The organism is Antarcticibacterium arcticum (assembly GCF_007993795.1).
Taxonomy (GTDB): Bacteria; Bacteroidota; Bacteroidia; order Flavobacteriales; family Flavobacteriaceae; genus Gillisia; species Gillisia arctica.
On record NZ_CP042476.1, the window covers coordinates 902,943 to 915,397 of the forward strand.

Here is a 12,455-nt window from a genome sequence, read left to right on the forward strand (position 1 = left end):
ATTTTGAAAGAGAACAGGGGGAAATTACATTTCAAATTTATATTTGTCATGCCGCTCTTTCATCATTTTGTAATTAAGATCTTTCCTGTTTAGTAAAACTGTTTTTCCAAACCAGGTATGATACTTTTGCTTTTTGAGAAAATCCATGTTTATCTTGTACCATTCCTCATCTGTATATTCCTGATTAAAAAAGGTCTTCCACTCCGCACGAAGCCTTTCATTCCTGAATATATAACTTTCAATTCCCAGGTGATATAAGTCGGCATCACAAATGATCTTTTCTGCCTGAGTTGTTGGTTTTTGAGGCAACTTGGTTGCCAGGATGCAATTGGTAACAATTTTTATCTTTTCTTCAGGATAATCCTTTTTCGTTAAATATTCCCGGGCATATTCAACACTCTGTTCCTCATGATCAGCGTAAGTTTCAGCCATTCCCGTGTCATGGAATAAGGCAGCAATGAGAATTGGTTCAAGATCAGATCCAAACACTTCTTCATACTGGGCAATAGTTTTCGTATAATTATATACTTCCTTTGTGTGCTCAATGCTATGAAAAGGAAGCGTTTTGCACCTGCTGTTTTCCAGAAACTTCATACAATACTCGTAAGTTTGAGGAAGTATGTTGGGGGAGCTTAAACTTTTAAAAAAATTAAATGCCATTTTGGAAGTGCTTAATAAAAAATAAAATTGATAATGTGCTTTTTATCAATGTGTTATCGGTAAAATTATAGGGGCTTTTTTCTGATAATTCTTGTGTTAAATACCTTTCCTAATTTACAAGAATATTGTTTATCCTATCCTTAATAAATATTTTTAACCTTTAATTAAGTTATTTAAGGTTTTGAGGGGTTTACACGAGTTTGGTTTGGCCATTTTTCCCTTTGTTTTTTATAAATTATTCTTAAACTGCGGTACATAAATAATGCAAATTCTTACATTAAATAAAACCCATACCATGAGCAGAGGATTTGTAAAAGAAGATGATCAGGAAGAAGCACCTTTTATTCCGCCAAGGGCAGCCTTGCCTGCGGGAGTGATCAATTATGTAACCAAAACCGGCCTTGAACAATTGCAACGTGAAAGGACCAATCTTGAAGATCAACTTACTTCCCTTACCAATATTGAAGACGAGAAAGAAAAGCGCCACGCCCGTGCTGTACTGACCGGAAAACTAAATCTTTTAAATGAACGCATTAACTCAGCCCGGGTTTTAGACCCTGAAGAACAACCAAAAGACGAAGTAAGATTTGGAGCTGCAGTTACCTTTGAAGTTATTGCAGGTGAACAGAAAGGATCGGTTATAAGGTTTCAGATAGTGGGCGTAGATGAGGCAGATATAAAATTGAAAAAGATTGCATTTGTTGCTCCTATTGCTGTTGCTTTAACCGGAAAAAGGATTGGGGAAACAACGCAGTTTAATAGGGGCAAAACTGTTCAGGAATTTAAGATACTTGAAATTTCATATTCCTGATTTTAGAGATTTCTATTGGTAAATGATAAGAGGGAGCTTAAACAAAATCTCCTTCAGCTTTTTTTCATATCTTCATACCAAACCTTCTGTATATATGAAAAATACGTACTCTACCAATTTAAGCCTTCCAAAAGTTGACCTGGGATTATTGATATTTCGCCTGGGAATTTCTGGTTTAATGCTCACACATGGAATCCCGAAGCTTATTAAATTTTTTGGGAGCGAACCAATTGTTTTTGGTGACCCTCTTGGTTTTGGAGAGGTAACAACATTTACGCTTGCAGTAATCGCAGAATTCTTATGTTCAATCCTGATTATACTTGGCCTGGGTACCAGGCTTGCAGTAATACCTCTAATTCTTACGATGGGAGTTGCCGCATTTATCGTACATGCCCAGGATGGGTTTGGAAGTCAGGAATTGCCTTTGTTGTTCTTAACCGGTTATATCTTACTATTATTTACCGGTAGCGGTAAATTTTCACTGGACTGGTATTTTCTGTCTCAAAAGAGAACATAATATTTGAACCTTTACCACATAAAAAAAGGGGCAACACCAATGGTTTTGCCCCTTTTATCATTAATTAAAAACTCTCTTATTGTTCAGATTCCAGTAATGCAAAGAATTTATCAAGATTTGGAATAATTACAATTCTTGTTCTTCTGTTCTTAGCTCTGTTTTCTTTTGTATCGTTTTCGGCAAGAGGAGCATAACTACTTCTACCGGCAGCGATCAATTTCGCAGGGTCAACTTTGTATTTGTCCTGTAGGATCCTTACAATAGAAGTTGCTCTACGCACACTTAGATCCCAGTTATCCTGCAGGTGTGAACCCGGTACCATTGTTTGTGAATCTGTATGACCTTCAATCATTACTTCCATACTTGGTTCAGAATTAATAACCTCGGCAAGTTTTTGCATCAAATTATTTGCTTTGCTGCTTAACCTGTAGCTACCGCTGTTGAATAACAATTTGTCTGAAACATTAATCATAACAACAGTTTTATCTACAGTAATATCGATATCATCACTTTCTGATTCATCTGAGATTGATTGCTTCAGGTTATAAGATACTGCAAGATTTATGGAATCTTCCAGAGTGGTAGCAGCTGCCAGTTCAGATTGGTCAACTTTAGCCAGAGTTTCACGCATTTTACGCTTGTTATTTGTAGACATAGCAGTAAGATCATTCATTTCCAGTCTTTCATCATTAGATTCCTGAAGGGAATTGATCTTAGCATTATAGTCTGCAACACGGGCTTCGATAGCATCCAGCTTTCGTTGAGCCTCCTCTTTTTCCATAGTGGTACGTTGCAAGTTGGATTGAGTGTCTGAAAGTTGATTTTCAAGCTCCACGTATTTCTTCTTTGAAACACAAGAACTTAACATTGCCATTGACATTACAGCCATTAATACAGTTTTTTTCATATTTTTTAATTTTGATTAAGGTCTTTGTTTTATATGTTTTTGATTGGTTATATAAGACCAGTATAGTTTGAGCTATAATAATGCCAGTGAAACCATCCTTTTCCCGCTGCCAATGTTCCAAAGCTCCCAAAAACAGCTATGTTGGCTTTTTATGTGCTCAAAACGTGGGTTTTACGGGTATTTTTAATTTAGAAAATCTTCCAAATACTGGTGTTTCCCCGTTTTTCGAATAAATGAATTAATAGGTATTGTTGTGGATTTTTTCTTAGAATGTGGGAATTATCGCCACAACTCTAAGGTATTTTAATACCGGCGAAGTATGGGGGAACAGGTTATAGGACCTGTAAAAACAGAGATGATCAGGGTTTAAAATGGGTTAGTTCTCTTACAAATAAACTCTAATGTTGCATTTTCGTACCAAAGCAAAGATCGCCGGCATCTCCTAATCCCGGAACAATATATCCATGTTCATTTAATTCTTCATCTATGGCAGCGATCCATAATTTGGAGTTTTCCGGAAAATTTTCAGCTACAAACTCAACCCCGGGCCTGGCTCCAATTATAGATACCAAATGAATCTGGGCTGGTGTACCCATGGTTTTCAAAGCTTCAAGAACTGTCACAAAGGATGCTCCAGTGGCCAGCATTGGATCTGCCAGAATAAGTGTTTTACCTTCCAGGGAAGGAGACGCGAGATATTCTACCTTAATTTCAAATTCGGTTTCATTTAAGTAATGCCGGTAGGCCGAAATAAATGTGTTCTCTGCCGTATCAAAATAATTAAGAAGCCCGGTGTGAAGGGGTAATCCTGCCCTTAAAATTGAACAGATCACTACATCCTCCTGTGGCAAAAATGTATTTGCGGTGCCAAGTGGAGAAAGGGTGGAGGCGGGTGCAAAATTAAGGGTTTTACTTAGTTCATAGGCCAGGATCTCTCCAAGTCTTTCAATATTTCTTCGGAAACGCAACCTGTCGTTTTGAATGTTTATATCCCTTAGTTCAGCCACAAATTTTGCAGCGATTGAATTTTTCTCCAGAAGATGGTTAACCTGCATTGACGAGTCTTAAATTAAGATTTGTAATAAGTGTTTGATGGGAAGTATAAAATTCTCTTCAGGAGATAAATTTAAGGTAAAATGCGCTAAATTTATAGAGATAACAAAATTACCTTTAAAGGAGTTGCTAATTAAATAAGTAAATAATGACTACCAGAGAGACATTTTTAAAAAAGTTTAATAACGCATTTGTGGAAAATGACCTTAATTTCATTTTTGACAGTGTAACAGATGATGTTCATTGGGAAATGATTGGGGAACCTGTGATATATGGCAAAGAGGCTTTAGTAGAGGCTATGAATAAGGTAAAGCATTCAAGAGAAATGACGTTGCATATCAATTCAATGCTTATTACAAAAGATGCTGCTGCGGTAGATGGTTCAATGACCATGAAGGATAGCGACAATGTCGAAAAAAAGTATATGTTTTGTGACCTCTACAAATTCAGTTTATCTGAAGAGAATAAAATTAAGGAAGTAAGAGCTTTTATTATTGATGTAACAAATGCTCCCGGAGACAAAGAAAATTCTAAACAATAATCCTTTTAATATTAAGAGTATGGCAAAAATAAATCCTTATTTAAATTTTAACGGAACTGCGGAAGAAGCTTTTAAATTTTATCATTCGGTATTTGGAGGAGAGCTTTCTGAGATACATAGATTTAAAGATATGCCAGATGCAGATAAAATTACATCCAAAGAACAAAATAAAGTGATGCATGTGTCACTTCCCATTGGAAATGGAAATGTTTTAATGGGTTCAGATATTTTGGAATCTATGAGCCCTGATTTTAAACAGGGAAATAATTTCTACATCTCCATAAATACGGAAAGCAGGGAAGAATCCGACCAGATCTTTAACGCCTTAGCCAATGGAGGAATAATTGAAATGGAACTTCAACAAACTTTTTGGGGATCTTATTTTGGAATGTTACGTGATAAATTTGGGATAAACTGGATGATAGATTATGGGGAGGAAAGTCATTAAACCTTTAAACCTTTAATCTTTTATCTAGCATTTTAATTCTTGATTTCAGCTGGAATTTATTCCCGTTGCAAGCAAACTTTTAATAATATTTCCATTAGATGTATCTTTCATAAAATTGGTTTTGTTTTTGATATACGGCAGCTATTAAAGATTCCTTATTTTAGCATTCATAAATATTCATAGCGTGCATACATTACAAGCCCTGTGAAAAATAAGCGAATTAATTCCAAAAGCTTTTGGAAGACCATAAAAACAGGTATTAGGATATGAAAAAAGCATTGCTTCTTTTTGCTGGTATATTAATGAGCTTTTCCGGGTTCTCACAGGAGATCCCATCCACTTCAAAAAAACCGGTTTTTGAAAGACCTTTGGGTTCTTCTACGCCTACAGTAAGATTTCCCGAGGCTCCCCGTGAAGATTTTAAATTAAAGGATGATCCCAGAAAACCCAAACCTTTGGAAATGGTCACAAAAAAGGAATTACTTACTGCAGGAGATTTTATTGAAAAGAAATGGACCGAAGATGAAAAGGCTAGCGGAGGATTACAAGGACAGGATCTGGGCAGTTTTGTTACCAAAGGTAAACTAGTTGAATTATATTGCCGTGACGCTCAATATGTTGATGGTGACCGGGTTCGGGTGTATGTAAATGGTAAGATCGTACAAAATGACATTTACCTGCAGGGAAATTTTACGCCGGTGCTTATTGCCCTTGATAATGGATTTAATACTATTGAAATTGAAGCCCTAAATCAGGGGTCCTCGGGACCAAACACTGCTGCCTTTAAAGTATTTGATGAAACCGGGAAACTCGTAACTACCAGCGAATGGAATTTACTTACCGGCGGAAGGGCTACAATGATCGTTGTGAAAAACTAGAATTCTGTTCATCTTACAAAAATTCTTTTCCTTTTACGATCTACGGAATTTTTTAGGGTCATTTTCTAATTTTTAACTGCCGTAACCCCGAATGTCCTGTTGGTAAATAGTAGTTTGGGGAATTTTATCTGAAATAATTTTCATAAATTTCGGAAGCTGAAAACCAGGACAAACATGAAAAAAATTCTAATAGCAATAGATTACAATCCATCCTCTCAAAAGGTCGCCGAAACGGGTTATGAATTGGCGCAGTTGATGGGCGGGGAGGTATGCCTTATCCATGTGATGGCTGAGATTGCACATTACGGGATGCAATATCCTACTTTTATGGGATATGATGGATATGATGCCGGGGCGATCGATATTGAAATGATGAATGAAATGCATAAGGTTACCGAGGAGTATTTAAAATCGGCAGCCAAACATCTTAACGATCCTGCTGTAATCACTCACCTTACAGAAGGAGATGCAGCCAATGCAATTCTTGAATATGCAGCCCAATGGAATGCAAGTCTTATTGTGATGGGAACCCATAGCCACTCTGCTCTTGAAAAACTACTTATGGGTACGGTGGCGTCGAAAGTGATAGAAAAAACAAAAATACCGGTGTATCTGGTACCTGTGAAAAAGGATTGATTTAAACTTATATAAATAAAAAAGGTCCTGATATTTCTCAGGACCTTTTCATTTATATACTATGATCTGCGCTTAATCATCTGCCAGATCTTCAAGGGTTTTTACTTTTGCAAGAGTCAATCTTATCTCTGCCAGTTGTTTATTAAGAAGTTCAGCGATATCTACAGGAAAAAAATGATCCTTCAATTTCTCTTCATATTCTTTTTCACTGGCCTTTTCACCTCTTATCACTTCTTCGAGTACTGCTTCATCCTTATCGCCAGATAAGGAAGTTTTTAAATCCATCCATACGCGATGAAGCCCTCCCAGGGTGCTTCCTTTTTCTTTTGGTTCTTCGTTCAGGGATCTAATAACATAATCCAGTTCTGTAACAAACCTGTTTTTTTGAATTGCCTGCTTCTTGAAAAATTGTTTTAAATGAACATTTTTTGTTTCATCCAGGGCATTCTTGAAACCTTTTTCGGCATCAAGATTTTTCTCAAGTAACTCCTGCAAATTTTCCACAAGTTCATTGTGGCTATTCTCTTTTGCTTCTTCTCTGGTGGTTTTCATAATTATAATTTAATTTTGAATTACCTAAAGATAAGTCAGGAAAATGAGGAAGGAAGGACAATTAAATTAATCTTTAGAAGGGTTTAACAAAGCTTGTTAATATAGTTTGTGTAATTAACAATTTAATTTCACCAGGGTGCATTTTTACTCCCAGCCCATATTTTTTATTCCAATTAACCCCATCCCATAGCTCTGAAAAAAGAAAAAACCATTCTGGGAAAGCGAGCTATTTTTAGCTAAATATCTTGAATGCTTTTGACCTCCTGCAGGGACAATTCCAGTTCCAGCAGGTGTTTTTTTAGGATCTCTTTAATATTCCCGGGAAATTTATAATTTTTGAGTTTATCCTTATATTCATTAAGTGTAGCTTTTTGACCCCTAAGACATTCTTCCAATATTGTTTTATCATCATGTCCTGTAATAGCTATCATAACATCCATCCAAATACGATGAAACCTACCCACAGCGCTTCCTTCCTCCAGCGGCGTCTCGTTAAGAGTGTGAATGAGTTTATCTATTTCAGTGGCATTGCGTTGGTGTAAAAAAGCCCTTATTTTTAAATGATCTTTAAGGTCTTTGCTGCGGGCTTCTTTAAATGCTTTTATAAATCCTTTGTGAGCGTCGTAATTTTTCACCAATAATTCCTGTAAATTCTGCACAAGTTTATTATGTGTGTCTTCTTTTGCTAGTTCTCTGGTAGTTTTCATAACGCTAAATTTTAAAAGTTCCTGAGTGCAAAATTAGGGCATGTTGAATAAAAAATAAATGACGTTTGTCATATTAACCCGCTTAATTCCAGTTTACTTAAGATAATAATATGCGGTTTGTAAATTTTCAACCCGGAAATTTATTGTTCAAATCAAAGACTTGTTTTAAAAGCTATATTTGCACTTTGAATTTTTGAAAATGAAAAATATAAAAGGGGAGGAGCAGGCAAATCTTACTGCTGAAGAGATCGAACAATGCATTTTGGTATTGAATAAATTGGTTGAGAACACGAACCAACTTTTCGATTTGCCTGAAGCTCAACGAATATCCTTGATGATGGCGGCAGGTTCCCTTACCCGGCCAAACAGAGATGAATTTGCACGCAGGAGGAAGGACGCTTCTAAAGCGGCCAAACGAAAGATGATTGAACGTGATAAGCACGCGCGTAAGGAAACCGGAATAAGAAGTGCGCGGGAAGCCGCCGTGTTTGAAGCGCCTAAATTGCTGCAACCCGCACAACTTATAGAAAAGAGTCCTGAACTTGAATCGCCGCGCAACTGTTATGTGTGTAAGACGGTATATACCAAATTGCACCATTTTTACGATACTATGTGTAAAGATTGTGGCGATTTTAATTATGCCAAGCGTTTCCAAACTGCAGATCTTACCGGCCAGGTTGCTGTAGTAACGGGATCGCGTTTAAAAATTGGGTACCACATTACTTTGATGCTGCTTAGGGCCGGGGCAACTGTAGTAGCAACCACCCGCTTTCCTGCCGATTCGGCCCTCCGATTCTCAAAGGAGGCAGATTTTATGGATTGGAGTGACAGGCTAAAGATTCACGGTTTGGACCTTAGGCATATTCCAAGCGTAGAGATCTTTTGTAATTTTATAGAGCAAAAATATGACAGGCTTGATATCCTTATAAACAATGCTGCACAAACGGTAAGACGGCCGGCGGGATTCTATCAGCACCTTATGGATAAGGAGAATTTGCCGGTTCATGAACTCCCGCTACAAGCACAGGACCTTTTGCATGATCATATAAACTGCCTTCAGGAATTGAAAAGCTTTACAGCAGGTACCGGGAACAACCAAAATTTGCCGGTCACCTGGCATGGGCCCGAACCGGGAATAGGCTTAAGGGCATCTGCCAGATTATCACAAATTCCTTACAGTTTTGATAACTCTCTTTCAGTAAAAGAAGTGTTTCCTGAAGGACAGCTGGATGCAGATCTTCAACAGGTAGACCTTAGAAAAACCAATAGCTGGAGGTTAAAACTTGGGGAGATTGAGACAACAGAGATGGTGGAAGTTCAATTGGTAAATGCCGTGGCGCCCTTTGTTTTATGCAACCGCCTTTCCGGCCTTATGAAAAAAGAGAATACCGGCAAAAAACATATTATTAACGTATCTGCAATGGAAGGTAAATTCCAGCGCTTTAAAAAGGAGGACCGTCATCCTCATACAAATATGGCCAAAGCCGCTTTAAATATGCTTACCCATACATCGGCATCAGGTTTTGCAAAGCATGGAATTTATATGAATGCAATTGATACCGGGTGGGTAACCGATGAAGACCCCGCCGAACTTTCCAAAAAGAAGGTAGAGGTTCATGATTTTCAACCCCCGCTGGATATTGTAGACGGTGCAGCAAGGGTAATGGATCCTTTGTTTGACGGTATTAATACCGGGAAACACTGGTGTGGAAAATTTTTAAAAGATTACCGTCCTATCGACTGGTAAAAAAATTCAATTATAAAGTTCCCCTGCTTATATTATTTAGCTGAGATTACCCATCGCTCATAGGTATGCTTTGGTGTAATCTCCACTATTAAATTACCTAACTTTGCTCCATGTCTAAAACTAAAAAAGATCAAAAAGAGATCCTGGAGAAATTAGGTATTGAAAGCCTTAATCCCATGCAAATGGAGGCTCTTGATGCAATTTCATCTAATGCTTCAGTTGTGCTGTTATCTCCCACAGGGACTGGAAAAACGCTGGCTTTCCTTCTTCCTATACTTGAAGACCTGGATCCTGAATGCAGGAATATCCAGGTACTTATACTGGTCCCTTCCCGGGAACTTGCAATCCAGATAGAACAGGTAATAAGGGAGATGGGATCTGGTTATAAGGCAAATGCAGTTTATGGCGGCAGGGCGTTTTCAAAAGACAAAATAGAATTAAGCCATCCTCCGGCAATATTGGTAGGGACGCCTGGCAGGGTAGGAGATCATTTACGAAGGGGCACTTTTGCCATTGAAAATATAACCACTCTGGTCCTTGATGAATTTGATAAATCTTTGGAAGTGGGTTTTGAAGAAGAAATGAGAGAGATCCTGGCAACTCTTCCAAAACTCAGGAAAAAGGTCTTAACATCGGCGACCCAGGAAATAGAAATTCCCGCCTTCGCCGGAATTAAAGATCCTGTTTATATAAATTACCTTTCTTCCGGAAAAGCGCAGCTTAATGTAAAGACTATAAAGTCCCCTAGCAGGGATAAACTGGATACTCTTGTAGATCTCCTTTCTCCCTTAAGAAACAGTCCAGGGATCATTTTTTGTAATTTTAAAGATACTATCCAGGAGGTAAGTGATCATCTTTTTAAGAATAAGATCAACCATGGGATTTTTCATGGAGGAATGGAACAGAAAGACCGGGAAAGGTCCCTTATAAAATTTCGCAACGGAACTTACCAGCTGCTTCTTGCAACAGATCTTGCGGCCAGGGGAATAGACGTGCCCGAAATTCAATTTATAATACATTATCAATTACCTCACAGCGCGCCGGAATTTACTCATAGAAATGGCCGTACAGCCCGCATGAACCAAAAGGGCACAGCCTATGTATTGCATTGGGAAAAGGAAGATTTGCCCGATTTTATAACCCCCACGCCAGATGAAAAAGTAAAAAAAATGGACGCCCAAACTTCAATTACATGGGAAACTTTATTTATTTCGGGCGGTAGAAAAGATAAGATATCTAAAGGTGATATTGCCGGTTTGTTCTTAAAACAGGGAAATCTTCAAAAAGAAGAACTAGGAAATATAGAATTAAAGCAGGATTGCGCTTTTGTAGCCGTTCCGGCAGAAAAGGCCGGGGAACTAATTGCCGAATTGAATAACAGCCGTTTGAAACGTAAAAAGGTGCGGGTAAGCTTAATCTGATATTTATGGAAGGTAAACAAACCAATAATCCGTTACACGGAATAAAACTCGCAGATATCCTGGACTATCTCGTAGAAAAATATGGTTGGGAAGAACTTGGGCAAAGGATCAATATAAGATGTTTTACCCATGAACCTTCCGTAAAATCAAGCCTCAAATTTCTTAGAAGAACCCCTTGGGCACGGGAAAAGGTAGAACAACTTTATTTAAAATCTAATCCCTGATCTTCCAAAAACCGAGGGATTACCTCTATTTTAATTATTTTGGATCCTGGTTATCTTTAAAAATTGTTTTTGAAAGGATTATCGGTACCCCATGTGGTGTAACCGGTAAATGTTGCTTTTAATTTTTCTACAAAACTGTGGAAAGTATAATTTTTAAATATCTTCACTATGAAAGCGTTCTCCAACATTCTAAATTTAAAAACTATTCTGTTTTCTATCAGCCTGCTCATCTCGATTAATTTGGTGGCGCAGGAGGAAAACTCCCTGGTCAAAATTGCCCAGGATCCAACTTTGGAATGGGGTCCATGTCCCGATTTTATGCCTGAGGGTTGTAAATTAACGGTATTACATGGGGATCCGGCCCGGAAAAATTCAGATATTTTTATTCAGTTTCCCGCGAATTCTGAAATTCCCAATCATTATCATACTTCAGCAGAACGAATGGTCCTCATTGAAGGGGAACTGGAAGTTACATATGAGGGAGAGGAAAAACAAACCATGAAAGCGGGATCTTATGCTTACGGCCCGGCATTGAAACATCATACTGGAAGATGTGGCGACGCTCCCTGCGTGTTGTTTATAGCTTTTGAGGAAGCTGTAGATGCTATTGCCGTAAAAGACTAGAATTTCTGCTGGAGCTCTTAATAGAATATTGCTGAAAATATCCAGGGGTACTGCTTATCTTGTCTATTGTAACAAAGAATTTCTATTTTTACATTCTAATGATTTTTAGCCTTAGTGGCACTTAAGAAATAATGTATAAAGAAATTCTCGGCCACATCTTAAAGGAAATTCAACTAACTCCCACAGAGCAGGAAGAATTTGTAAGCATTCTTTCTGAAGTCAAGGTCCCGAAAAAGGAATTTCTTATTTCTCCCGGTCAACAGGTGAAGGCTGAATATTATGTGGTGAGCGGGTGCCTGATGGCTTATTATATGGATGAAAAGGGAGCCAGGCATATACTTCAATTTGCGGTTGAAGATTGGTGGATCTCAGATTTTGAAGCCTTCTTTGACAGCCAACCTGCACAGTTGTATGTAGAAACCCTTGAAGATTCAGTTCTTTTGGAAATAAAAAAGGACGCCCTGGAAGAATTGTACCATCGCATACCTCAATTTGAACGTTTTTTCAGGATTAAGATAACCGGTGCTTTTGTAGCTTTAAGAAGCAGGGTACTTTCTTCTCTTCAAAAATCGGGGAAACAACGGTATCTGGAATTTTGTGCAGCTTATCCCGAAATAAAAGAACGTGTTCCAAACTCCCATATCGCAAATTATCTGGGGCTGAAACCTGAAAGCCTGAGCCGAATTAGAAAAGAATTATAAGCGCTTAACAATTTTTAACAGGTTTCCC

16 protein-coding genes are annotated in these 12,455 nt (G+C 37.9%); 11 read left to right on the forward strand and 5 right to left on the reverse strand.

Annotation, left to right across the window (positions count from 1 at the left end):
• Window positions 1–24: 24 nt before the first annotated feature.
• The gene (locus FK178_RS03925; RefSeq protein ID WP_146831204.1) at window positions 25–660 is read right to left on the reverse strand and encodes an HD domain-containing protein; all 636 of its coding nucleotides are present in this window, start codon (window positions 658–660) and stop codon (window positions 25–27) included.
• Between the two features lie 295 nt (window positions 661–955).
• On the opposite strand from FK178_RS03925, the gene FK178_RS03930 reads away from it, so the two are divergent.
• The gene (locus FK178_RS03930) at window positions 956–1,471 is read left to right on the forward strand and encodes a GreA/GreB family elongation factor (protein WP_146831206.1); all 516 of its coding nucleotides are present in this window, start codon (window positions 956–958) and stop codon (window positions 1,469–1,471) included.
• A gap of 94 nt (window positions 1,472–1,565) precedes the next feature.
• A complete protein-coding gene (locus FK178_RS03935; protein ID WP_146831208.1) occupies window positions 1,566–1,988 on the forward strand; it encodes a DoxX family protein in 423 nt (140 codons plus the stop codon).
• A gap of 76 nt (window positions 1,989–2,064) precedes the next feature.
• On the opposite strand, the gene FK178_RS03940 is transcribed toward FK178_RS03935, so the two are convergent.
• Window positions 2,065–2,895, reverse strand: coding sequence for an OmpA/MotB family protein (locus FK178_RS03940; RefSeq protein ID WP_146831210.1), 831 nt, complete (start codon window positions 2,893–2,895; stop codon window positions 2,065–2,067).
• Window positions 2,896–3,293: 398 nt separating this feature from the next.
• Entirely contained in the window at window positions 3,294–3,950 is a 657-nt protein-coding gene (gene upp / locus FK178_RS03945; RefSeq protein ID WP_146831212.1) for a uracil phosphoribosyltransferase, read from the reverse strand.
• 146 nt (window positions 3,951–4,096) lie between these two features.
• Here upp and FK178_RS03950 point away from each other — a divergent pair, with 146 nt between their 5' ends.
• The 4 genes from FK178_RS03950 (at window position 4,097) to FK178_RS03965 (ending at window position 6,451) form a co-directional block, all read left to right on the forward strand.
• Window positions 4,097–4,489 carry a nuclear transport factor 2 family protein gene (locus FK178_RS03950; RefSeq protein WP_146831214.1) on the forward strand — a complete coding sequence of 131 codons (393 nt, stop codon included), beginning with the start codon at window positions 4,097–4,099 and terminating at the stop codon, window positions 4,487–4,489.
• A gap of 19 nt (window positions 4,490–4,508) precedes the next feature.
• Window positions 4,509–4,937 carry a VOC family protein gene (locus FK178_RS03955; RefSeq protein ID WP_146831216.1) on the forward strand — a complete coding sequence of 143 codons (429 nt, stop codon included), beginning with the start codon at window positions 4,509–4,511 and terminating at the stop codon, window positions 4,935–4,937.
• A gap of 266 nt (window positions 4,938–5,203) precedes the next feature.
• A complete protein-coding gene (locus FK178_RS03960) occupies window positions 5,204–5,815 on the forward strand; it encodes a hypothetical protein (RefSeq protein ID WP_146831218.1) in 612 nt (203 codons plus the stop codon).
• Window positions 5,816–5,989: 174 nt separating this feature from the next.
• Entirely contained in the window at window positions 5,990–6,451 is a 462-nt protein-coding gene (locus tag FK178_RS03965; RefSeq protein WP_146831220.1) for a universal stress protein, read from the forward strand.
• 72 nt (window positions 6,452–6,523) lie between these two features.
• On the opposite strand, the gene FK178_RS03970 is transcribed toward FK178_RS03965, so the two are convergent.
• On the reverse strand, window positions 6,524–7,003 hold the full coding sequence (locus FK178_RS03970) for a ferritin-like domain-containing protein (RefSeq protein ID WP_146831222.1): 480 nt from the start codon (window positions 7,001–7,003) through the stop codon (window positions 6,524–6,526).
• A gap of 236 nt (window positions 7,004–7,239) precedes the next feature.
• On the reverse strand, window positions 7,240–7,710 hold the full coding sequence (locus FK178_RS03975) for a ferritin-like domain-containing protein (RefSeq protein ID WP_146831224.1): 471 nt from the start codon (window positions 7,708–7,710) through the stop codon (window positions 7,240–7,242).
• A 199-nt stretch (window positions 7,711–7,909) separates the two neighbouring features.
• Between FK178_RS03975 and FK178_RS03980 the strand changes: the two genes are divergently transcribed.
• The 5 genes from FK178_RS03980 to FK178_RS04000 all read left to right on the forward strand — a co-directional run bounded on the left by FK178_RS03980 (window position 7,910) and on the right by FK178_RS04000 (window position 12,427).
• Entirely contained in the window at window positions 7,910–9,457 is a 1,548-nt protein-coding gene (locus FK178_RS03980; protein ID WP_146831226.1) for an SDR family NAD(P)-dependent oxidoreductase, read from the forward strand.
• Between the two features lie 110 nt (window positions 9,458–9,567).
• Window positions 9,568–10,878 carry a DEAD/DEAH box helicase gene (locus tag FK178_RS03985; RefSeq protein WP_146831228.1) on the forward strand — a complete coding sequence of 437 codons (1,311 nt, stop codon included), beginning with the start codon at window positions 9,568–9,570 and terminating at the stop codon, window positions 10,876–10,878.
• Window positions 10,879–10,883: 5 nt separating this feature from the next.
• Complete coding sequence (locus tag FK178_RS03990; RefSeq protein ID WP_146831230.1) at window positions 10,884–11,102, forward strand: VF530 family protein; 219 nt, start codon at window positions 10,884–10,886, stop codon at window positions 11,100–11,102.
• 168 nt (window positions 11,103–11,270) lie between these two features.
• On the forward strand, window positions 11,271–11,726 hold the full coding sequence (locus FK178_RS03995) for a cupin domain-containing protein (protein WP_146831232.1): 456 nt from the start codon (window positions 11,271–11,273) through the stop codon (window positions 11,724–11,726).
• A 131-nt stretch (window positions 11,727–11,857) separates the two neighbouring features.
• A complete protein-coding gene (locus FK178_RS04000; protein WP_146831234.1) occupies window positions 11,858–12,427 on the forward strand; it encodes a Crp/Fnr family transcriptional regulator in 570 nt (189 codons plus the stop codon).
• The last annotated feature ends 28 nt before the right edge of the window (window positions 12,428–12,455 follow it).

Coding starts and splice junctions, on each gene's coding strand:
- FK178_RS03925 (WP_146831204.1), bottom strand. CDS start 660: ATGGCATTTAATTTTTTTAAAAGTTTAAGCTCCCCCAACATACTTCCT.
- FK178_RS03930 (WP_146831206.1), top strand. CDS start 956: ATGAGCAGAGGATTTGTAAAAGAAGATGATCAGGAAGAAGCACCTTTT.
- FK178_RS03935 (WP_146831208.1), top strand. CDS start 1,566: ATGAAAAATACGTACTCTACCAATTTAAGCCTTCCAAAAGTTGACCTG.
- FK178_RS03940 (WP_146831210.1), bottom strand. CDS start 2,895: ATGAAAAAAACTGTATTAATGGCTGTAATGTCAATGGCAATGTTAAGT.
- upp (WP_146831212.1), bottom strand. CDS start 3,950: ATGCAGGTTAACCATCTTCTGGAGAAAAATTCAATCGCTGCAAAATTT.
- FK178_RS03950 (WP_146831214.1), top strand. CDS start 4,097: ATGACTACCAGAGAGACATTTTTAAAAAAGTTTAATAACGCATTTGTG.
- FK178_RS03955 (WP_146831216.1), top strand. CDS start 4,509: ATGGCAAAAATAAATCCTTATTTAAATTTTAACGGAACTGCGGAAGAA.
- FK178_RS03960 (WP_146831218.1), top strand. CDS start 5,204: ATGAAAAAAGCATTGCTTCTTTTTGCTGGTATATTAATGAGCTTTTCC.
- FK178_RS03965 (WP_146831220.1), top strand. CDS start 5,990: ATGAAAAAAATTCTAATAGCAATAGATTACAATCCATCCTCTCAAAAG.
- FK178_RS03970 (WP_146831222.1), bottom strand. CDS start 7,003: ATGAAAACCACCAGAGAAGAAGCAAAAGAGAATAGCCACAATGAACTT.
- FK178_RS03975 (WP_146831224.1), bottom strand. CDS start 7,710: ATGAAAACTACCAGAGAACTAGCAAAAGAAGACACACATAATAAACTT.
- FK178_RS03980 (WP_146831226.1), top strand. CDS start 7,910: ATGAAAAATATAAAAGGGGAGGAGCAGGCAAATCTTACTGCTGAAGAG.
- FK178_RS03985 (WP_146831228.1), top strand. CDS start 9,568: ATGTCTAAAACTAAAAAAGATCAAAAAGAGATCCTGGAGAAATTAGGT.
- FK178_RS03990 (WP_146831230.1), top strand. CDS start 10,884: ATGGAAGGTAAACAAACCAATAATCCGTTACACGGAATAAAACTCGCA.
- FK178_RS03995 (WP_146831232.1), top strand. CDS start 11,271: ATGAAAGCGTTCTCCAACATTCTAAATTTAAAAACTATTCTGTTTTCT.
- FK178_RS04000 (WP_146831234.1), top strand. CDS start 11,858: ATGTATAAAGAAATTCTCGGCCACATCTTAAAGGAAATTCAACTAACT.